The 20,577-nt window shown below is 58.4% G+C and carries 17 protein-coding genes and 3 pseudogenes; 14 read left to right on the forward strand and 6 right to left on the reverse strand.

What is annotated here, in order from left to right; translation table 11 throughout:
* Window positions 1-315: 315 nt before the first annotated feature.
* Window positions 316-464, reverse strand: a pseudogene (locus tag AC1D06_RS31860) (DUF1612 domain-containing protein); the annotation flags it as partial.
* 140 nt (window positions 465-604) lie between these two features.
* Between AC1D06_RS31860 and AC1D06_RS31865 the strand changes: the two are divergent.
* From AC1D06_RS31865 to AC1D06_RS31875, 3 genes are read left to right on the forward strand one after another with little or no spacing between them, the layout of a single operon-like run.
* The gene (locus tag AC1D06_RS31865) at window positions 605-1,129 is read left to right on the forward strand and encodes a DUF6932 family protein (protein WP_477989907.1); all 525 of its coding nucleotides are present in this window, start codon (window positions 605-607) and stop codon (window positions 1,127-1,129) included.
* Window positions 1,116-2,378: a helix-turn-helix domain-containing protein gene (locus AC1D06_RS31870; RefSeq protein WP_477989908.1), complete on the forward strand. Its 1,263-nt coding sequence runs from the start codon at window positions 1,116-1,118 to the stop codon at window positions 2,376-2,378. Before AC1D06_RS31865 ends, AC1D06_RS31870 begins: the two co-directional genes overlap by 14 nt.
* Window positions 2,375-3,457, forward strand: a complete 1,083-nt coding sequence (locus tag AC1D06_RS31875; protein WP_477989909.1) for a beta family protein — start codon at window positions 2,375-2,377, stop codon at window positions 3,455-3,457. The genes AC1D06_RS31870 and AC1D06_RS31875 overlap by 4 nt, the downstream gene beginning before the upstream one ends.
* Here AC1D06_RS31875 and AC1D06_RS31880 read toward each other — a convergent pair.
* Window positions 3,411-4,004: a sce7726 family protein gene (locus tag AC1D06_RS31880; RefSeq protein ID WP_477989910.1), complete on the reverse strand. Its 594-nt coding sequence runs from the start codon at window positions 4,002-4,004 to the stop codon at window positions 3,411-3,413. The genes AC1D06_RS31875 and AC1D06_RS31880 overlap by 47 nt on opposite strands.
* A gap of 101 nt (window positions 4,005-4,105) precedes the next feature.
* A complete protein-coding gene (locus AC1D06_RS31885; protein WP_477989911.1) occupies window positions 4,106-5,254 on the reverse strand; it encodes an RHE_PE00001 family protein in 1,149 nt (382 codons plus the stop codon).
* 396 nt (window positions 5,255-5,650) lie between these two features.
* On the opposite strand from AC1D06_RS31885, the gene AC1D06_RS31890 reads away from it, so the two are divergent.
* The 7 genes and pseudogenes from AC1D06_RS31890 (at window position 5,651) to AC1D06_RS31920 (ending at window position 12,906) form a co-directional block, all read left to right on the forward strand.
* Entirely contained in the window at window positions 5,651-7,996 is a 2,346-nt protein-coding gene (locus AC1D06_RS31890; RefSeq protein WP_477989912.1) for a hypothetical protein, read from the forward strand.
* A 118-nt stretch (window positions 7,997-8,114) separates the two neighbouring features.
* On the forward strand, window positions 8,115-8,561 hold the full coding sequence (locus AC1D06_RS31895; protein ID WP_477989913.1) for a MerR family transcriptional regulator: 447 nt from the start codon (window positions 8,115-8,117) through the stop codon (window positions 8,559-8,561).
* Between the two features lie 62 nt (window positions 8,562-8,623).
* A complete protein-coding gene (locus tag AC1D06_RS31900; protein WP_477989936.1) occupies window positions 8,624-8,959 on the forward strand; it encodes a PIN domain-containing protein in 336 nt (111 codons plus the stop codon).
* The gene (locus tag AC1D06_RS31905) at window positions 8,956-9,129 is read left to right on the forward strand and encodes a VapC50 family PIN domain-containing toxin (RefSeq protein WP_477989914.1); all 174 of its coding nucleotides are present in this window, start codon (window positions 8,956-8,958) and stop codon (window positions 9,127-9,129) included. The genes AC1D06_RS31900 and AC1D06_RS31905 overlap by 4 nt, the downstream gene beginning before the upstream one ends.
* A gap of 647 nt (window positions 9,130-9,776) precedes the next feature.
* Window positions 9,777-10,933, forward strand: a pseudogene (locus AC1D06_RS31910) (site-specific integrase).
* A 294-nt stretch (window positions 10,934-11,227) separates the two neighbouring features.
* On the forward strand, window positions 11,228-11,533 hold the full coding sequence (locus AC1D06_RS31915) for a hypothetical protein (protein WP_477989915.1): 306 nt from the start codon (window positions 11,228-11,230) through the stop codon (window positions 11,531-11,533).
* 74 nt (window positions 11,534-11,607) lie between these two features.
* Complete coding sequence (locus AC1D06_RS31920; protein ID WP_477989916.1) at window positions 11,608-12,906, forward strand: NRAMP family divalent metal transporter; 1,299 nt, start codon at window positions 11,608-11,610, stop codon at window positions 12,904-12,906.
* 349 nt (window positions 12,907-13,255) lie between these two features.
* Here the strand turns inward: AC1D06_RS31920 and ligD are convergent.
* Together ligD and AC1D06_RS31930 are read right to left on the reverse strand one after the other, a co-directional pair.
* A pseudogene (gene ligD, locus AC1D06_RS31925) lies at window positions 13,256-14,180 on the reverse strand (non-homologous end-joining DNA ligase).
* Window positions 14,181-15,127: 947 nt separating this feature from the next.
* Window positions 15,128-15,499, reverse strand: a complete 372-nt coding sequence (locus tag AC1D06_RS31930) for a hypothetical protein (protein WP_477989917.1) — start codon at window positions 15,497-15,499, stop codon at window positions 15,128-15,130.
* A 1,145-nt stretch (window positions 15,500-16,644) separates the two neighbouring features.
* Here AC1D06_RS31930 and AC1D06_RS31935 point away from each other — a divergent pair.
* Both AC1D06_RS31935 and AC1D06_RS31940 read left to right on the forward strand, forming a co-directional pair.
* The gene (locus AC1D06_RS31935; protein WP_477989918.1) at window positions 16,645-16,848 is read left to right on the forward strand and encodes a hypothetical protein; all 204 of its coding nucleotides are present in this window, start codon (window positions 16,645-16,647) and stop codon (window positions 16,846-16,848) included.
* A gap of 117 nt (window positions 16,849-16,965) precedes the next feature.
* The gene (locus AC1D06_RS31940) at window positions 16,966-17,181 is read left to right on the forward strand and encodes a hypothetical protein (protein ID WP_477989919.1); all 216 of its coding nucleotides are present in this window, start codon (window positions 16,966-16,968) and stop codon (window positions 17,179-17,181) included.
* Window positions 17,182-17,292: 111 nt separating this feature from the next.
* Here AC1D06_RS31940 and AC1D06_RS31945 read toward each other — a convergent pair whose 3' ends face one another.
* Window positions 17,293-17,535 (reverse strand): DUF6894 family protein, encoded by a 243-nt coding sequence (locus AC1D06_RS31945; RefSeq protein ID WP_477989920.1) that lies wholly within the window; start codon window positions 17,533-17,535, stop codon window positions 17,293-17,295.
* A gap of 662 nt (window positions 17,536-18,197) precedes the next feature.
* Here AC1D06_RS31945 and AC1D06_RS31950 point away from each other — a divergent pair.
* Both AC1D06_RS31950 and AC1D06_RS31955 read left to right on the forward strand, forming a co-directional pair.
* Complete coding sequence (locus AC1D06_RS31950) at window positions 18,198-18,506, forward strand: SOS response-associated peptidase family protein (RefSeq protein ID WP_477989921.1); 309 nt, start codon at window positions 18,198-18,200, stop codon at window positions 18,504-18,506.
* Window positions 18,507-18,839: 333 nt separating this feature from the next.
* Window positions 18,840-20,516, forward strand: coding sequence for a sensor histidine kinase (locus AC1D06_RS31955; protein ID WP_477989922.1), 1,677 nt, complete (start codon window positions 18,840-18,842; stop codon window positions 20,514-20,516).
* Window positions 20,517-20,577 lie beyond the last annotated feature (61 nt).

Below are 20,577 nucleotides of genomic sequence, written 5' to 3' on the forward strand. Positions count from 1 at the left end.
GTGTTGCGGGACACATGCAGCTCCCGGACGATCTTCTTCACTGACCAGCCTTGAACATGGAAGGCTCGACGAACACGCGCAATCGTATCCACTCGCTTCAACTCCCCCTCCATCCGCCAGCAAAAGACGGATGGTCAGACAAAACAGGAGGGGGGTCAAAATTGGACGCCGGTCACCCCGCCAGAGGGGTCAATATTCCACGCCGAAACACACAAACAACTTCGGATTAGGTGTGGGCATAAGTTCCTCGGCTTCCCTAGGAAAGGTCACAAAGGGGTCGTTGCAGAGGGGGCGGAATCCTGCGCTAAGCCTTCGGCCAACCTCGACAGCCGCAGACAGCCATTGGGCGATCGCCAGCAATGGGCTTCGCAATCGCGATGGCGGCGGCGATCGACGGGAATGGTTTTCAGGCCGAGATTGACAGCGGTGAGATGCGCCCCGGCCCAGCCCTGGCGCAGGATCGATATTGACGCCGTATGTCTAACGCCCTCGAATTTCACACCTGACGGGGAGGCATGCATCAAGTTGAGCACGCAGAGGTTCCGGGTAATCGGACGGCGGCACCCGAAAATATGACGCCGTCGGCATTCGGATAAGTTGCCACTTGCATTTCTTCTCTTACAACATTATTGTTGTAACCATGATTCCAGCTTTCATTTCCGTACCCGGATCTCCATGGGATGTGCTGCCGAGTGGCATTCATCTTGCAACACTTGATGAAATCCGTGACGTGTATGGATATAACGACCGGCGCCGTACCCTTCTCGCAGGTTTGGTCGACGGTGGCGCCGCGTTGGTGAAGGCTGGCTGTTCAAGGATCTATCTGGACGGCAGCTTCGTCACTGCGAAACCCATCCCTGGTGATTACGACGCATGCTGGGATCCGGCCGGCGTCATAAACACCGTCCTCGATCCCGTATTCAAGGATTTCAGCGACGGCAGAGCCCGACAAAAGGCCCGTTTCGGGGGAGAGTTTTTCCCATCGAGCTTCGTTGAAGCCGGCTCCGGAAGAGCGTTTTTGGATTTTTTCCAAGTAGAGAAACATTCGGGGGGGAAAAAGGGAATTATTGAAGTTTCGATCATGACGGATGCGACGATCCTTCGGAGGCTAGCTCATGATATTCAGTGATAGACAATACGCAGTATCGAGGGAACAGCTCAACAATTTGAGAAACGCGGCGCTGGCTGACCGAGTTGGCGAAGGCACGCTCGATTGGTTGAAACAAGTCGAGTCTGACGCGCTCCAAAGCCAAATCGCAGACATCCAGCGAGAGATGGCCGAATACGATTTCCTCAAATCCGGGGCTGCTGGTTTCACGGAGGAGTTCGCCTTCGAGGACCTGCCTCGCGTTCTGATCCAGGCGCGCATCGCAAGTGGCCTGTCGCAAACAGATCTCGCTGAGAGTCTAGGTCTGAAAGCGCAGCAAGTGCAGCGGTACGAGGCAACCAACTACATGAGCGCCAGCTTGGCACGGCTCATGGACGTCGCAAGTATTTTGAGAGTTCGGGTCTCTGCGTCTTACGGAGCGGGCGAGGAACGATCGGAAGGGGCGATTTACGCTTGGTCTAACGCGGGTTCCGTTGAATGGAACAAGTTCCCACTTCGAGAGATGGCCAAACGCGGGTGGATCCACGGTAATGACCTGGCGGTGTCCGCTCGCGACTGGTTTCATCAAGTCGCCGGGCCGCAGTTCGCGACGGCTCTTCACCGCAAGAAGATGCATAGTGGCAACGCACCGAACGAGCACGCTCTTCTGGCGTGGCAAGCACGTGTACTTCAGAAGGCAAACGATGATTTCAAAGCTGGTTTGATAGGAGAGTTTACTCTCGACGATCGATGGTTGGGTCGGCTGGTCGCACTCACAAAAGATAGCGACGGACCACGCAAGGCTAGGGATCTTCTCGGTCGAAACGGCATTGGCATGGTCGTCCAAAGTCATCTTCCTGGAACATACCTCGATGGCGCGGCAATGGTCGCTCCATTCGGGAATCCCGTTGTGGCACTCACTCTTCGGTTCGATCGCCTTGATAACTTCTGGTTCGTGTTGTTCCACGAACTGGGACACGTCTTTCTGCATCTTTATAACTCTCTTCGGTTCGATTTCTTCGATGAAGAGTATGGTCATCAAGGTGACCAGTATGAGGAGGACGCGGACAAGTTCTCCCTGGATCATCTCATTCCGCAAGATGCTTGGCGCAAGTGCCTATCTCGATTTGCGCTGACGGAAGAAGCGGTGCTCATCGATGCAGAGAAGCTCGGAGTCAGCGCAAGTATCATTGTCGGCAGGATCAGGAAGGAGAGAAACGATTATCGACTCCTCAGCAATCTGGTCGGGTCAGGCACCGTCCGGACCCAGTTTGAGGGAATGTTGGAATGAAGCTAACTCCCAGCATGTACGTTCCGTCATTGCGGTGGCGCCAAGGCGAATACCAGGCGCTGTTCCGCCTCAGTGACACGGCAAAACAGTCCGTCGTTCCATTCATACTTGTCCCCGAGCCGGAATACGATTTCGAGGAAGCTCGACCGAAGAAAACGGTTCAAGAGCAGGTCCAGACTTTCCCGAAGCGTTACCAGCAAAAATGGGGGCAGCGGGCGGCATGGATTGACGTCCATACGAATATCGCCGGCGCAAGCATGGTAGATGGCCGCACGCCTATGTCGTTCGTATTCGAGGAAATCCGGCGTTTCGGATCCAGGGCAGTGCCAATCACGTCATTGGACGCTCCTTCGGCTGTAAATGTTGTGGTGGCCGGTATCGCAGCGATCGACAAGCTCGGCGCGGGGATACGAGCTCGCCTCGAGCACGTTATGAAGCCCAACTTCGATGCGCGACTAATCGCATTGGTCTCGTCGATTGGTCTCACTCGAGAGCATACTGACCTTATCATCGATCTCGGTGCGCCAAATTTCCAACCGTACGCAGACTTCGCTGACGGCATGATTGCGGCGATGGAGAATGTGTCGGCTCTGGCAAGCTACCGCTCTCTGGTAGTGATCGGCACGGGGTTTCCTCAGATACTAGGCATCGACAAACCGGGTGGACACCTGCCGCGGCACGATTGGGTCTTTTACAAAACACTGCGCGCCAAACTTGCCGGGATTGGGCGTATCCCGAACTTTGGAGATTACACGATCGTCCACCCGGAATTCACCGCTCAGGACATGCGGATGCTGAAGCCCGCGGGCAAGCTTGTCTATACGGCAGGCGACACATGGAATGTTCGCAAGGGTGGAGCATTCAGAGCCGACCCGGGACAGATGCACTCGCATTGCGACAGTATTCTTAAATCAGGTCAGTTTTGCGGTCCTCACTTTTCAGCAGGCGACGAGTACATCGACCTGTGCGCAAAGAAACTCGCTCCACCCTCAAATCTTACGCGCTGGAAGGAGAATGGCATCAGCCATCACATCATGCACGTGCTGGCTGATCTCGCCACGCCGGGCGCTGGACCATAAAATTGCGAATCGCTGTAATTAAGTCAGCGATCGGCATCTGGGCGGCCAGATCGATGTAAAGCTGCAGCCTGCTTCGCTTGAGTTCACGCGGGGACGCCCCGAACCCTGCTAGCAGCTCGGCAGCTTCTGTATGCCAAAGCAAGTGAGCAACTTCAATCGCATCAACAGATGGATTAGCGCGAGCGCGTCGCACTGTTTCAAACGCAATACCGCCTCGCGGACCTTTTTCGGCACTGATCAGCCCACACCAGTCAGGGACGATCCTCTCTGCTTTTGCCAGGTGCTTGTCTGCGCAGACAAGAGTGAGCCTGCTCAGGCCCTTCGAATAAAACTCCAGCTGCCCCGGAAGTCGATCGAGCGTATCGAGGCCGCTTTTGATCTCGAAACCATGGACTTCCGCAGATATAACCGCGACATCGATCCTTACCTTGGCATGGGACAAACCAAGTTCGTCGACAATGATAACATCGCCGGTCTTCTGGTATGAGCGCAGCTTCTTCTTATGAAGCGCGGCTCTGATTTCCTGGTCATTCGTGGCTAACATCATTGCGTCCCCTAAGCACAGTTATTGGCCGATTTTACGACCGAGGCCAAGTCGTAATTCTCGTCAGTTATCTGGAATCGCAGCGATCAGCTTCGATCCGACGATCACAGAACCCCCCACGCCCGAAACCTCCCCCTCCCCGTCATCTCGCGCAGACCGAGCTCGCCAACGATCCGTATCGCCGCCTGTGGTGTCACCCCGACCGCCTTGACGACCATGCCGGCCGACACTAGCGGCCGAGAGAGCACCAACTCGATCAGCTCCGGCAGTTTGGACGACTGACGCCGGCCGATCACGCGCCGCTCCATGCCTTGCCTGGCGAGGGTCAGCCGGTCATGCTCTTTCAGACCGAACTCCGCGGCCGCGCTCAGCCCCTGCGCGATCGCCAGCAACCGGGTCTCGCGATCCCGATGTCGGCGTCGATCGACGGGTATGGACTTGAGCCCAAGATTGAGCGCTACCAGATGCCCCGCCGTGGTGAGACCGGCCTGACGCAGCAATGATGCTGCCAGCGGCCGGCCGAGCCAGGGTGCATGCTGCAGCACCTCCAAGCCATTCCAGGCATCGAGGGCGACAATCGCCTGCAGCACGGGTGGAAATCCGTCGAGCTCGCGGAGGACGGCTTGCCATTCACCGAGCCGTTCATCCTCGTCCCAATCGAGATCATAGACAAACGGATCCTTGGCCGGAGCCCGGCCGGGCGTCTTGGCTTGCTTGATCGCCGCGTCGGAGCGGGCCAACAGCGCATCGATAGCGGCAAACTCCGCGTCGAGCGGGCTGGCACCATCATCGCGGTCCTCCCCCTCCCCTCCTCCGTTCGCGCTGCTGTCCAGCTCGCCGGCGTCGATCGCAACGGTGCCGTCGGCGCCATGTGATGCTGCAGGCGCGCCGGCGACGAAGTCGTGCCCGCGGAGGCTGCGCAGACCGTCGGGGCTGAGCGCCCAGCCGGCAGGCTGCGATGCGATCCGCCGGCGGGTGCGCAGCACGTCGCGGGCAATCGTCAGTTCGTGCGTGGGGGCGCGGATGTCGGCGCCGGCGTCATGCAGCACGAGGTCTTCCATGTGGACGAGCTCGCCGTCGATCCACAGCGAGGCACAAGCGTCGGCGAAATGCGATCGTTCGATCCATCCCCACCCAACCGGCGAACGGGCGATGCGCTCGTCGAGCCGCGCCAGCGCGGAACCCGCGTCCGAAATCGGCCGCAGCAGGCTGGAGATGGGCAATTTCGACAAATCGTAAGACATTGAAATCATGGTAAATGATTTGCTAAACGAACGCTATCTCATAGTTAGAGTTCATTACAGGCTGCTTTTGCGGGAACGATATCTAACCATCGATAACTATTGCTTATCGAAAGCCACACTGGAAATACGATCTAATCTTCATATATAACACAGCCGTCCTGAATTCTCCATGAATGGCAGGGCTAATTCGCATACTTCGTTTATACATAGATAATTTATCCGACAGTTCGTCCCGTAACACTCTGGTCGATCTGCACTAGCAACGCAGGTGGGTTAGCGTGCGTTTCAGACAGGTGAGCGCTTGTCTAAATGGTACTCCAACTTATGCGATACATCCTTTGTTAAACGACAGCGCCTATTTCCGCTCGCCCTCGGCATTGGGGTCGAGAACAATGGAATGCGAGCATGCCAAAACAAGACATTTCCTCACGTCATTTTCAACGAAAAATCTCGGAATTCTGCGAAGTGCGCATCGCGCCAGTCGCATCGAAAGAAGTCCTGGAGAATATCAGACCCTACCTCATCAGCCTGATCATCTACCGCAAGTCGCCACCGCTTTTGAGTGGTCGGATTGACTGGGCTACAATCGCGAGCGCCTGCGGGATCGATGACGACCTTACATCGGAGCTGAAAAGGCAGCTGCGCCCCGGCCTTGATGCGATCATCCGGTGGCTCGGGATGCCGCCGGCGTCAGAGGACGTCCGACCGTCAAAGCTGAAAACCCAATCGCACAAGCGCGATAAACGCGCGCCGGCGCCGACTACATCGTCCACCCAAAAGCCTCGACGAATGGGCGGCAATGACGCTCCAGCCCAATCCGCTTCAACGCCGCGAGGTCCGCAGCCAAAGCCGATCCAGGAATTCCCGGAGCCGCTCTTCGAAGCGGCGGACGACCCGCAAAGCTTTCAGGACGCGCTCGTCTATCATATGCGCCGGTTCGGAGACAGCTATTGGCAGCTCTACCGCGCGATCGTTCGCCTTGGCGAGACCTTCGACGACAAGACGCTGTTGTCGTGGATCCAAGGTGAACGCGCGCCCAGATCCATTGCCAGTTTCGAAATCCTCTCCCGGATCGAGCGGCGGTACCGACTGACGCCAGGATATTTCAAGGCCAAGCTGCCGCACCAATCACGGTCGCTCCATGGCCACGACCTGGATGACATCAGCCCCGCAGAGCGGCGGCGACTGGCCTGGCATCTGCCCGATGATTTTGGCAGCCTGCCCTTCTCCCGGCGCGAGGAGATCATCGACTGGGTGCAGCGTGTCATCATTTCCGGCTCGACCGATTATCGCCGCTACCAGGCGGCGGCGAGTAAGCAGCGCTATGCCGTCCGCTTTCCGGGTGTCACCTATGGCAGAGGATCTTTGTCTCCGCGATCATTCGCCCTAACCGCCGGCGCCGACGAAGCGTTCGAAGATCCGGACTTGGTTTCCGGCGTGGTCGACGCGCCGCCGCGGCTGGCGATGGAAATGGCGGACCTGATCCGCTTCAAGACCTCGACGCTGACGGCGATCGGGTTTCAGCGCAATGGTGTGTGGGGCGAGGAAACCGCTTCCCAGAAGATCGAGCATCTCGGCCTGATGTTCGGCGCGCTCGCTGCCTCGCCCGCCGGCATCGTCAAGGGCCGCGGCGTCCCGCTCAGTCAGCTGACCTTCGGCTTGCTGATCTTCCCGGGCGTCTGGGACTGGTACCTGCAATGGCGTGAACAGCGGCGCGGCTTCTACACCAAGTGGGAAGAGGACATGCTGATGGTGGCGCAAGCTCTGACTCGGGCAGAGGTGGGCTGGCTCCGCCAGCATCCGGAGCTTCTCAAGAATGTCAGTCCAATCGAAGGCCTCATTGCACCGGAAGAGATCGAGTTCGCCGCGCGCGACTGGCACGGCGCTTGTGATGCGTTTCATCGGCACGCCGCCAACCGTTCCAGGGAGGTTCAACGGGTGATGCGCGTGCATCGCGATCCGTTCGAGCCGATCATGGTGATTCTCGAAGCGGAGAGCCCGCTGGCGGAATATCGCAAAATCACCGACGAGATCCTGAAGCGCATGCCGGATGAAAACCGCTATCCGCGACCGGCCGCGGAAGCCGTCCGGTCCTTCCTGATGCTTCGGCTAGGACTGCATCTGGGACTTCGGCAGAAGAACCTCCGCCAGCTTCGCGTCTGCCCGCGCGGTGATTTCCCGACGTCCGAGCGCCGGCTTGAAGACATGAAGTGCGGTGAGCTACGCTGGAGCGATCGCGAGCGTGGCTGGGAAGTGTTGATCCCGTCCGTCGCCTTCAAGAATTCCGGCTCATCGTTTTTCGGGCAAAAGCCGTTCCGGCTGATCCTCCCAGACCTGCTTGACCTCTACAAATATCTCGAGGCTTATATCGACCGGCATCGCGGCGTGTTGCTCGGCAGCGCGAAGGATCCCGGCACGTTCTTCGTGAAGACCGTGAAGACGACCAGCTACGATGCGGCTTACGACTCCACGAAATTTTACGAAGCATGGAGGACGATCATCCAACGCTACGGCATCTACAATCCTTATACCGGTCGCGGCGCCATCAAGGGCCTGCTGCCGCATGGACCGCACAACGTTCGGGACATTCTCGCAACCCACATCTTGAAGCAGACCGGATCCTACGAGCAAGCAAGCTATGCGATCCAGGATACCCCGGATGTCGTGCAGGAGCACTACGGCCGGTTCCTGCCGCAAGACAAGGCGGCGCTCGCGGCGCGGATCCTGAATCAGGTTTGGGAAGCCGCCTGACCTCGAAGTGTCGGTGGCGACCTGGTAACCCGCATCGCCACCGCGTCCGGTGTGCCGGCTTTCAGTTATTGCAGTTACGGGCCATACGCACTATATTGGCGGTCAAGGAGACTTCGCTATGGCTAGCCAGATCGTTCATTTCGCCGGATTGTCGGATCACGACCGCAAGGCAGCTTCGCCCTTGCCGAGGCTAACTGCGGGCGACAGGCTGGAACTCCATGTTCGTCACGAAGGCGGAAGAGAACAGACGCTCATGATCCCGCCCTCGGCCGCCGCGGCCGTTGAAGCGCTTCTGGCGCACATGCTGCGTGGCGAGCGCGTCGCCGTGCTAGCCGAAGACAAGGAACTGAGCCCAACCGAAGCGTCGGCCATTCTCGGTATCTCGCGGCCACTCGTCGTCCTGCGCATGGACCGGGGCGATCTGCCATTCCGCTATGTCGGCAAACACCGCCGCACTTTTCTCAAGGATGTGCTTGCGTTGAAATCCAGGCTGGACGCCCGGCAGGCCGCGATGAATTCGCTTGCCGAAGACACCGAGGATCTGATCCAGACCCATGGCCTCTAAACTGCCCATTTGCGGTCTATGATGCCTGCGTCCTCTATCCCTTCCACCTGCGCAACGTTCTGATCCAGTGCGCCTTTGACGGCCTCGTCGAGGCGCGCTGGACCGACGAAATCCATGACGAATGGATGCGCAATCTTGCCGCCAACACGCCTTCGTTGCCGATCGAACGTCTGATCGCCACTCGGAACCGGATGAAGGCCGTACTGCCGGACGCGGACGTGACAAACTATCGCCCTTTGGTCGCGGATCTCGAGCTACCAGACCCCGGCGATCGGCACGTGCTCGCGGCCGCCATCGCTGGGAAAGCCTCCGTCATCGTCACCTGGAACGTCAAGCATTTTCCAGCACCGGAACTTCGCCCCTACGGCGTGGCCAGTCAGTCGCCGGATGATTTTTGACCGACCTCCATGCTGCGTTTCCAGGCGCGCTGATCTCCAGCATCAAACGTGCGCGCCACAATCTGCGCAAGACGACGCCGTCGGTCGACGTGTTCGTGGAGACCCTTCAGCAAGGTGGATTGAAGAAGTTTTCAGACGTGCTTCGCCGCAACCTTTCCGGGCTGAAGTGATGGGCGCGAAGACACAGACACCACACCGGAACATCCTACACACGGCACCTCCTTGCCAAAGATCTTCGACAATTCGCCAAGTGTGACTGTGTGGCGGCAGCCGACGGCATGGTTGGCGGCTGCCGTCGACCGGTCGTCGCACGCCAGGCCCAGAAGATCGGTCAGGTCAGTAACAGCCTTCCACGAAAAGCCGGGTTTTTGAGTCGTGACCTCTTTGTAGGCCGAAAACACCATTCCGGCCGGCCGGGATCGTTGCCGGCGGCCGTGAGCAAAAGCGCGTCACGCAACGCGTGTTGCGGGCATCAGCCGCACGGCCGCTGCGGCGCATTTTGAAGCCTGAGGGGCGCGCCAGCAGCCGCCCAGACTGGTGTGGCGCGCTCGAAATCATGCAACATTTTCAAGGCAATGCGGGCCAGGAAGGCGCCGTCGGCATACTTCGGTTCGCGCCCGGGCGCCAATGTCCAGCCGGGCAACTTGGCGGACCACGCCGGCGACGTCCGAAAGGCGTGGCGAACGAATCCATGTGGCCGGGCGGAGAACACGCGTGCGGTTTATGCCATCGCTGTGACCGTAAACCGCACAGCCTGTCGGCGGCAAATAACGACCGATAAGATTGCATTATCGGACGTTTTTGTCATTATAGAGAAATGAGCCAAATCTTCGAGCAAAACAGCGAAAATCACGTCCAAGAGAATTCTGCTGCGTCTGACAGCACCGGCGGCCGTGACGATGTTTCCGCGCCGCAGGCGTCGACCGGCACCCCAACGCACAGCGGCGGGCTCCCCTCCCCTCTTCCGCAGGCAAATGCTTCGCTGCCCGCCCATCTGCAACAGGTGGCGGAGCGGGCGCGCGGCTATGTTGAGGCCGCCAGCTCCGCCAACACCCGCAAAGCCTACGCCTCAGACTGGAAGCATTTTTCGGCCTGGTGCCGGCGGCAAAACCTGGCTCCCCTCCCCCGGATCCGCAGGTCGTCGGACTCTACATCACCGCTTGTGCTTCAGGAACGGCCGAACGCGACATGAAGCCCAATTCCGTTTGCACGATCGAGCGGCGGCTTTCGGCGATCGCTTGGAATTGTTCGCAGCGCGGCGGCCAAAAACTAGATCGCAAAGATCGCGCCATTGCCACGGTGATGGCCGGCATCCGCAACACCCACGCAGCCCCTCCCCGGCAGAAGGAAGCCATTCTGCCGGAAGACCTGATCGCCATGCTCCATACATTGGACCGGGGCACCCTGCGCGGGCTCCGCGATCGCGCCATGCTGCTGATCGGCTTTGCCGGCGGCCTGCGCCGCTCGGAAATCGTCGGGCTCGATCTCGGTCGCGACCAGACCGAAGATTCTTCGGGCTGGATCGAGGTGTTGGAGAAGGGCTTGCTGCTGACGTTGCGCGGAAAAACCGGCTGGCGGGAGGTCGAGATCGGCCGCGGCTCCTCCGCTGCCACCTGCCCCATCGTCGCCGTCGAGATGTGGATCAAGTTTGCCCGGATCGTAAAAGGACCGCTGTTTCGCCGCGTCCGCGGCCAAGGCAAGGATGTCGGCCCCGACCGATTGAACGACAAGGAAGTGGCGCGTCTGGTGAAACGTGCCGCGATGGCCGCCGGCGTTCGCGGTGATTTGAGCGAAAGTGAACGCGGCTTCAAATTCTCCGGCCACTCGCTGCGCGCCGGTCTCGCCTCCTCCGCCGAAGTTGACGAACGATACGTGCAGAAACAACTTGGCCATGCCAGCGCCGAAATGACCCGCAAATACCAGCGGCGGCGCGACCGCTTCCGCATCAATCTCACCAAGGCATCTGGGCTTTGAAGAATCCCCTGCTCCGCATGTAGCAGTAGCGTCGGAGCGGAGCCGGATCCTCGCTTCGGGCTTGATTTGGAATCGAGGAGACAAGAGGCAGAGTCAATCAGCCTTTGTTCTAGCTGTCGTGGTCAAGGCAGGCCAGAATGTGGTGATCCTGATGGCGGCGGATTTCACCTTTTGTCATGCGGGTGTCTTCGTTCGATAGCGTACCGCAACTAAACCGACCAAAGAACGTTACAGGCGGCAATTTCGTAGGAGATCGCCATGTCACGAATTGCTGTCGCTTACCTCAACGTTCCCTTGGCCCAGCTCGAAAACTTCGCCGCGGTCCGTGGCGTTTTCGCCCGAAATACGCGCATGGTGCTGGATAACGCACTTCGGTTTACCCGCCCGACTCCGCAAGTGCTTCACCTTGTCGGAATGTTGAAACTCGCGGCCGACGCACTTGCCGCCGCGTTCGATGATCCGACAAAGTTTGCCGCAGCCGAGACCGACTTCGTTGCATTGGTGCACGACCTTCAAAAGGCCATGCTGGAACAACGCACTGTCGGCGCGATTTCCAAGGCGTCAGAGATTGCGGCCTTGGCATCGGTATCACACGCTTGAGGGCCGGTTGTGGCCTTCGGCACAAACATCATCGGATCCAGTCAACGTGACGGATCCCGTTCGTTGCAACCTTCATGTCTAAAGACGCACAATCTGCCCGCGATCCTGCCGTCGAACCCTCGAAGCCGAGACTTCTAGAAGTTTTGGGCCCAGGTCTTATCACTGGCGCGTCGGATGACGATCCAAGCGGCATAGCGACCTATTCGCAAGCAGGCGCCCAGTTCGGCTACAGCATCACCTGGACTATGTTGTTCAGCTATCCCTTGATGACCGTGGTGCAGGAAATCAGCGGCAGGATCGGCCGCACCACGGGCCGCGGCATCGCCGGCAACCTGCGAAAATACTATCCTAATTGGCTGTTGCAGGGTTTGGTGGGCCTGCTTCTCGCGGCCAATGTTATCAATATTGGCGCCGATATCGGCGCAATGGGAGACGCGGTCAAGCTCATCATCGGTGGCCCTGCCTTACTCTGTGTCGTGGCCTTTGGTGCGCTGTCCATCGGCCTGCAGGTGTTCTTAAAGTACAAACGCTACGTCGCCGTGCTGAAATGGCTGACGATTTCGCTCTTCACCTATTTCGCGACGGTAATGGTCGTCAAAGTTCCGTGGCTTGAAGCTGCCAAGGGCCTCTTCATCCCGACATTTTCGTCCAATGCCGACTTCTACAAAATGATCGTGGCGATCTTCGGCACTACGATCAGTCCCTACCTGTTCTTCTGGCAAGCATCCCAGGAAGTAGAAGACCTCAAGGCGAAACCTCAGAAGGAGCCGCTTCTTGAGGCGCCCGAGCAAGCCGAGCCCGCCATTGAGCGGATCCGCCTGGATACAATGATCGGCATGGCGTTCTCCAACCTGGTGGCGCTGGCGATCATGATCACCACGGCGGCGACGCTACATGCCGCCGGCAAGACCTCGATCGAATCTTCAAGCCAGGCCGCAGAAGCGCTCAAACCAGTTGCTGGCGCGTTTGCCTTCGCCATCTTCGCCATCGGCATTGTCGGCACGGGTCTGCTCGCCGTGCCGGTCCTGGCGGGCTCGGCCGCCTATGCCCTGGGCGAAGCTCGGCGCTGGCCGGTCGGCCTGGACCGCAAGCCTCTGGAAGCGCGAGCCTTCTATTTGACCATTGCCTTGGCCACCACCATGGGCGTGGCAATGAACTTCACGCCTATTAACCCCGTCAAGGCGCTTTACTGGAGCGCCATCATCAACGGCATCGCAGCCGTACCGATCATGGTGCTGATGATGCTGATGACGGCACGCGAGGACGTGATGGGCGATCTGCGCATACCCCTGTTAATGCGGGCGATCGGCTGGCTGGCGACCGCAGTAATGTCGGCAGCGGCCGTGACGATGATCGTGCAGATTTTCCTCTGAAGCGCTTGCCGTATCACCAAGGCGCTGAATCGAGAGCAATCCTGTTCAATCTCGTTGAGCGCACCTTATGGGTCCGATGCGCCGACAGCAGCGAACCCCGTACTTTTAGGGTTTCTCGACCACAGCGAGGATGAAGTCTTCGGCTTCCACAATCAGCAGGATAGGCAGCGTCAGCGCGTTAATTGAGGCGCCCCTAGGAGAAGATTAGCGGTCGGCAAGCCGGGAGCAAGATAGAGTTGAAGCACGAAGACCGCTGGGTCTCAGGTCGAGCAAGCGACAAGCGTAAAATAGATCTGAGTGTTGAAAAGTTCGCTGTGGAGGGACTGCCCCTCCCGGGCGCTACGGCAAGTCACCTCTGGAACACATCCCCCGCGTCCGCCCCGTCTCGCACGCCTTTAAACGACGCGTGCCTTAGCTTGCGATCATTCGTCCAGGCCCTAAACTCGATCTCGGGGACGAGCACGGGCCGAACCTATATCACATTCGGCCGCTTCTTCCCGGTGTCCACCGCCTGTGCGGAAATCGCGATTTTGTCCATCTGCTTTCGGAGCGCAGTTGCGGAGGCGCCCGTGAAGCCCGTTCCGACGCCGCCGACATAGACGAGGCGATCGCCCTGCCGCGCCCCCAGCAGCGCCGACCCACGCCGCCGAAACCGGCGGTCGACTGCTCAAGTCAATGATGAGGAAGCGTTCCGACTGGACGCATTTGATCTTGAGCCAGTCGCCGGTGCGGCCGGATCGATAAGGACGATCTCTGTTCTTGGCAATGATACCCTCAAGCCCGAGAGCACATACCTGTTCGAACAACACGTCCCCGTCCGCCTCGATCGTCTCAGAAAGACGAATCGCGCCGATCCGGCCGCCGATCCGATTTTCGAGCATTTCGCGGCGCTCGTGCAATCCCGTTTTTGTCAGGTCATGTCCGTCAAGGTAAAGCAGGTCGAAGGCATAGAGGATGACCTTGGACGAAGCCCCCTTGCCGCCGCGGCCGCCGAACGCCTTCTGTAGCGCGCCGAAATCCGATCGTCCCTGGTCATCGAGCACGACAGCTTCGCCGTCCAGGATCATCGTGCCGGCGATCTGTCGCACTTCTGCGACAATTGACGGGACACGATCCGTCCAGTCGTGACCATTTCTGGAGAGAACGCGGACACGGTGTGGCTCGACATGCACCGCCATGCGGTAACCGTCCCATTTGATCTCGAAAGACCATTGGTCACCCTTGGGCGGTTTGTCGACGAGTTGCGCCAAGCACGGCTCAATGCGCGCTGGCATCGGATCAAATGGAAGTTTGGGCTGCTCTGGTCGCCGAACGCGGACATGACGCGAGGCAAGAGGTGCTTTGGACGTGAAATGCCGTTCACTCGAAGAAGGAAAACGCCGGTGGATATCTGAAAGGATGTCAGCCATGGGTCTTGCTGATGTAATTCCACAATCTTCTTTCGAAACGGCAATCTGCGAACCCTCTATCGAGTCGGCTCACATAATACATTAGTAACGATAAATGTTTCCCTAAAGCCAGAGCTTCGGCCGAGAGGCAGGCGTCATTCGGCTTTGCCGTATTGTTCGCTGGCGAGCGCGAGCGGCGTCCGTTCTGCGGTGCGGGTCGGTGACCGCGTCGGGCTTCACTTGCTTCGCGCAGCCCATAGGGTCATAACCGAACCATCGAAAAAGGTGTGCGATCGGAGCGTCAGAATGTGGGGAGAGGTCACCGCGGAGGAAGCTTCCCTGTTGGATGATATCTTCCGATCGATTTCGACACAGCCATGGTGCGGGAAGTTACCGGCGGAAAAGGAATGGTTGGCTAAGCAGATTCTTGGCTTCTATCGACACGGGATCACAGACCCGATCGACTTGTGGTCGGCTTGCGATCGCATGGCCCGCGCACGCTTCTCGTTGGGTGCACGATAGCGGACCGCCGTTGGAAGCGTCATGCCGCGGCGGATATTCGGCCAGCGGCGTCCAAAAAGAAAGCCCATCGCTCGGGGAACAGCAATGGGCTTTCAATATGCTCGGCGATCTCGAAGGGAGGGGCGAGTGGCCGAGCTGAACTTGAGCAATTAACGTCGGCGAATTTTCAAGGTTCCATGAATGGGAAAATCGACCGTTCATCCTGAATATCAGCGGCGCTAAAAGTGGCGGCTGACCTGGCCAAGCGAAGTCGAGAACGACTTTGCGGGCTACGATGGCGCGGACGTGATAGGGAGGATGTTCCAGACCCATCACCATCCTGTGGACGGACTGTGGAAATGGAACGGTGGTTTGGCGCATAATTTCCAAGGGAGGCCGCCGATGCCGAACAGCGGATTTGAAAAGACTTCCCGCGAAGCGTCGCGGCAGGCCGGGGAATATTGGGAAAAGGCAAAAGAAAAAGCCCGGTAGCCGGGAGGCCGCCGGGCACCGGCATAAGAGCCGATATTAACGCGGTGAAGCCCCTTGCAGTTCCGTCGCCCGGCATCACGCGACAAATTGCTGATTTCTTTCCGAACCCGAGCTTTAGCGGCGGCCATGTCCGGTGTTACAACCCGTAACACAGCAGCACGATCTAATACACGATATAAGTTCATCTGGTCGGGCAAATCAGTTAATTCCATTCCTCGACAGGCTGAACAGACAATCGCTCTCAGCTTCGGTGCTCTTAATCAGAGCGGCGGCCCGAAGTTGAACCTCCTCCCAAGCGAACCTGAACAACGGTCAAGCACGACAATTGGCGGGCACTTGTCGTGCAATAAAGCGAGGCCGGTGCACAGGGGACGTGCACCGGCTTTCGTCGTTTCTGCCCGCTCATCACGTACCGTCCGCGGCGCCCTGAATCATTGAGCGCATCCGCCAACCGGCCGACTACATCTGCCATCATCTGTACGCTCCGTTCATAATGAAATAAGGGGTATGTGGCAGAAAGATCACGTCGGGCTCCCGCTCGTCAACGACGACAGTCCTGCGCCCGTACAACCACTTGGTCGAGCACAATGGTTCGTGGAAACGGTCAGTAACACATCGTGAGCTTTGTAATCAGCGGCAATGGCGGGAGCGAGTACGGTAACAATGAAGGCTAAGGCCAGCGTGCCGGGAGAGCGCTTTTTTCATGTCGAACCCCTTGTGTATTTGATCAGGCAAACGCGCTGGCTCCCAAGGTGTTCCAGGCATTTCAAACGCCGCCGACGAAGCAATGAGCCCACCGCGGTACAGCGGGACAATCGTTGGGATCGCCGCGATCGCCTCTGCGTCCGGAACATCCCCCCTCAGCTTGCGTTTGCGGTTCATGGGCAATGACAAGAATGATCTTAACTACGCTTTGGCGATGTTCGCTGTCATAACCGTGATCATCTTCGCACTGCTTATCGTTGGGCTTGTGTTCATTCATATTCAAGGGAAGCCATTCTTCATGGCGCCGGGATAGAAAAGCCCGGCCACCGAAGCAGCCGGGCCGGTTGGCTCATTTTGGCGACGAGGGGAAACGGTCTACGAGATCGAAAGCCGTTGAGCTATGCTCTCCCCCAATTCCGAGCCGYGGGGCGTTCTGAACGTCACGCACAATTCGCAATGTGGGCAGGCAACACAATCGAGAACGACGCTAAATTTCCGCCGCTCCGTCTGCGTCATCATGGCTACCGCCCGTTTGCAAAATCTGCGCTCGCCAAGGCGCTGGGCCAAGTGCTCACCAAAGGCTGACCGCTTGCGATTGCACGGCCGCTCTGACAGAAGCGGGCAATAGATGATCTGGCATGAGGATGGGTGAATGAAGCCGAGATATCGCTACTTTGCCGCCACTATGGTCGGAGTATCTGTCGGATACCTCGCCTATCGATCTGCGCCGATCGCTATAGGTGCTTTCGCTGCCGCTGCGGCACTGAACCAGTTCGACTTGCTCGCCAAGGTCACCGATCTAAAAAAGGCCGTTGAGGAGCTGAAGAATAGCCCCGCGGCCGGCCCAAAGCCATAACCAGAAAGCCGTTTATCGCTACCGGAGCGTCTCACCAATGGCTGACTGCTTGCGCGATCGCCCATCGACAGATCCGATTTCCTGATGCATGCTCTGATTGTCGTTGGGAGAAGCATCATGTGGATCGATCTCACGTTATATTCAACCGGCAAGAGGGGAGCAGTTCCCGTGACGGTCAACATGAATCTTGCTACGCATTTCACGCAGCTTGACGCGTTGGATCATACCGCGATCTATTTCCCCTCCAATGACGGGAACGGTCGCTCCTCCATCAAAGTGACCGAGACGCCCGATCAGATAATCTCTTTGATGCAACGTTCTAGGGTAGAATGATGCCGCGCCGCGGGTTCCCAAGGGATAAAAATCTAACCTCCTCACGTAGACGACAAAGCATGTCCGTCTACTATCGACAGCCCGTTTGACCATGGGACAAGGATAAGGGCTTCACTTGCCGGCTGAGGATACAGCCTGAGCTAAGTCGACCCATCCCACGACTTGATTTTCGGAGTTCCTTATCTCGACACGCAGTTCGGGTACCAAATTGGGAATTCGCCCGAGCCCCCGCCGAACCTCCACAGCGAGGTTCGCTGCCTCGGCGCGCGCTTCCTCGAAGTCTCGCAGTTCCCTTCCCGTGTCATCTGGCACGAGGATTATCCCGTTTTTGATGGTAAAATAGTAGCGCGGCATTTGGCATCTTCTCACATGGCTGAACCGAACGCGTATTCCAGTCAGAAGGCTCGTTGCTTCGTGATCTCGAGGTTCAACACGGTGAGCGCAACACAGTTGCAGTGAAAGGCATGCGCTTTCATCGACCCCTGACAGGCAACGATACGAGCTGCCGGCTTTGAACGACACTTTACTGGAATTGCGCCAGAAAAGGACTAGGATCGGCTAAGGAGCCTTGGGAGGTTGAAATGCCATTCACTGGCTTGGTAATGCAGCCTCATGAGATGGAAATCGTTAAAGATATCTTCACGGCAATAGTCACTGAGCCATGGTTTCACCGGACAACGTCGAACGATAAGGCTTTTGCGGAATTCGTACTTCACGCCTATCGGGCCGGCATCACAGATCGAGCCCATTTATTGGTCTATTGCCATGAAGCCGCAGCGCTATGGTATAGTCGGCATGCATGATCCGCGATATGTGGCAGATGTAGAAAATCAAAAGCCCGCCGCGGAGGGTTCGCGGTGGGCTTTATACACGGCTCGGCGGCGAATACCTTGCGGGGGCAATGGTAAACCGGGCCTGGGGTCTGCGAAAGCAACGGTTGCCAGATGCAAGAGTTCCGGTACCGTCAGATAGCGTACCAAGGTTGGATTGCTTTCGGTGGAACTCTTGAGGGTGAGATGTGCGGACCCTTCACTGAAATGATGCCGTGGCCGGAGTTGATCCCGCTATATCGGCTGAAGGATCGCTGGTTCGGCAGAAACGTTCTGGGCCGCTACAACATCGCCCCGACGCAGACCGTTCCGTTCATCCATCACGACTCCGACGGCCAGCAGGTGCTGAAAGAGGGGCGGTGGTGGCTCGTGCCGCATTGGGCCAAGGAGATGAACGTCCGTCAGCAGCCCCCTGATTTCGGCACGCCTGGCTTCAAGTTGAGCGATCGCATCTTCGCCGGAAGACGCGGTTATGACTTGGTATCCTGCCTCTGACAGGGCTTCCTCGGCAACCATCATCAATAGCGCCTCGTCTTCGACGACGAGGAGAATAGGGTGTCCCACGAACTAACAAGCTCCATTGTGCGCAATCGAAGGACGGTCTAGCATCGGAAGCTTGTGATCCTGCCTTTAGCGCTTTAGCGAAGAAAATTGTTTGATCGATCGCAAAGATCTGCTCTCAAATCACTTGGTACGAAATCGCACGCTGAGGCACAATGAACGAGCCGAAGGACATTTCGGAATATCACCAGATTGTATTGGCCGCGGTATTTTTCTAACTTCGCTTCACTTTGATATCCGGTCCGGCGGCTTTCCGGGAGCATGGGGATGGCGATGGGGCTCAGGCTGGCGCACCGGCTACCGCTGTTGATGTTCGCGGCCATGCTGCCGCTTGTTTTAGTCCTCTTCTATAATCTGTATGCCCTGCAGTCCTCGAAGGAGCAGGAAGCTCACGCCGAAGTGTTCCGCTCCGGCCAGCTGGTCGCACTGGAGTTCGAGCGGATAATCGCCGGTATGCAGAACGTCCTTGTGACGATCTCGGCCGCGCCGTCCGTGCAGGCGCTGGATACGGAAAAATGTGGCGCCTTTTTAGCCGCTGCGGTCCCTAAATTGCCGGGTGTCGTCACGCTTGGCGTGATCGACCTGGACGGCAAAATCCTCTGCCGGCAGGAGCCGCGGGGCGTTGGAATGTCCCTCAAGGATCGGCCGTATTTCCAGGATGCACTGCGTACCGGCGGCTTCGTGGTCGGCGAATACACCAAGAGCCGCGTGACCGGCAAAGCCCTGCTCCCGATGGCAATGCCGCTGAAGGATGGGCAGGGCAAGGTCAAGGGCGTGGTCGCCCTATCCCTGAACCTGGATTGGCTGCAGCGCATTCTGGTGGCGCGGGATCTTCCCAAGGATGGCAATCTGACCGTTGCCGATCGCAACGGCGTCATTCTCGCACGCCAGCCGTTACCGGAGCGATTTGTCGGCACGACCATCCCGTACACGTACCGCTCGCTGGTCACCGCCGGTGAACCCGGCACGCTCGAATTGACAAGCCAGGACGGCACAAGGCGCATCCTCGCTTATTTCCCCGTCACGGCTGCCAAGCCGCTTTACGTCAGCACGGGCGTCTCGGTGAACGACACCTTCTCCGCCATTCGGCAGGCTATGATCTTTGGGCTGGCAACCACGCTTTTCGCCATCGTGCTGGCGGCAGCGCTTTCGTGGCAGAGCGTGCATTATGCCATCCAGCGACCGGTTCAGCGCATCCTGCATGCACTTGAGCAGTGGCGAACCAACGACGCCCGAGCCCGGACCGGCATGAAGGCTGCCTCCGGCGAGTTCGGCGCGATCGGCGCGGCGGTCGATACCTTCATGGACGACCTTCAAGAAGCCAACACGCAGCGCGACCTACTGATCGGCGAACTGGACCACCGTGTCAAAAACCTGCTGGCGATGATCCAGGCCGTTGCGGGCCAGAGCTTCAGAGACGGCGCCGACATCAGAGACGCTCGCCGGGTCTTCAGCCAAAGGCTCCGCGCCATCGGCGATTCCTTCAGCCTTCTGGGGCAGGACAAATGGCAGTCCGCCGGATTCATGGCCCTCGTCTGGACGGCAATCGCGCCGTTCGATGATGCGGCGCGATCCCAGTTCCGCGTGAGCGGTCCGGACTTTCAGGTCTCGGCCCGCACGGCGCTTGCGTTCAGCATGGCGTTGCACGAGCTGTGCACCAATGCCGCCAAATATGGCGCTCTTGCCAAGCAAGAGGGGACCATTCTCATCACCTGGTTTATCGACAGCGGAGAAGCTCCGACATTGGTCTTCCGCTGGGAGGAGCAGGATGGCCCGGCGGTCAAGCCGCCCGAGAAAAGCGGCTTTGGCAGCGAGATGATCCAACGAGCGCTGGCCTCGCAAATCGGTGCCACAATCGAGCTGGATTACAACCCCACGGGCGTCAAATGCCGGGTGAGGGCTCCCATCGCCAAATTGTCGGAGGAAGGGGCAACACCATCCTGATATCTCTAGGGTATTCAACTAAATGGAACCTCTATAACCGTTTTCTTTTGGAGGAAATGAT

It is taken from the genome of Rhizobium sp. P2_G2 (assembly GCF_056403555.1).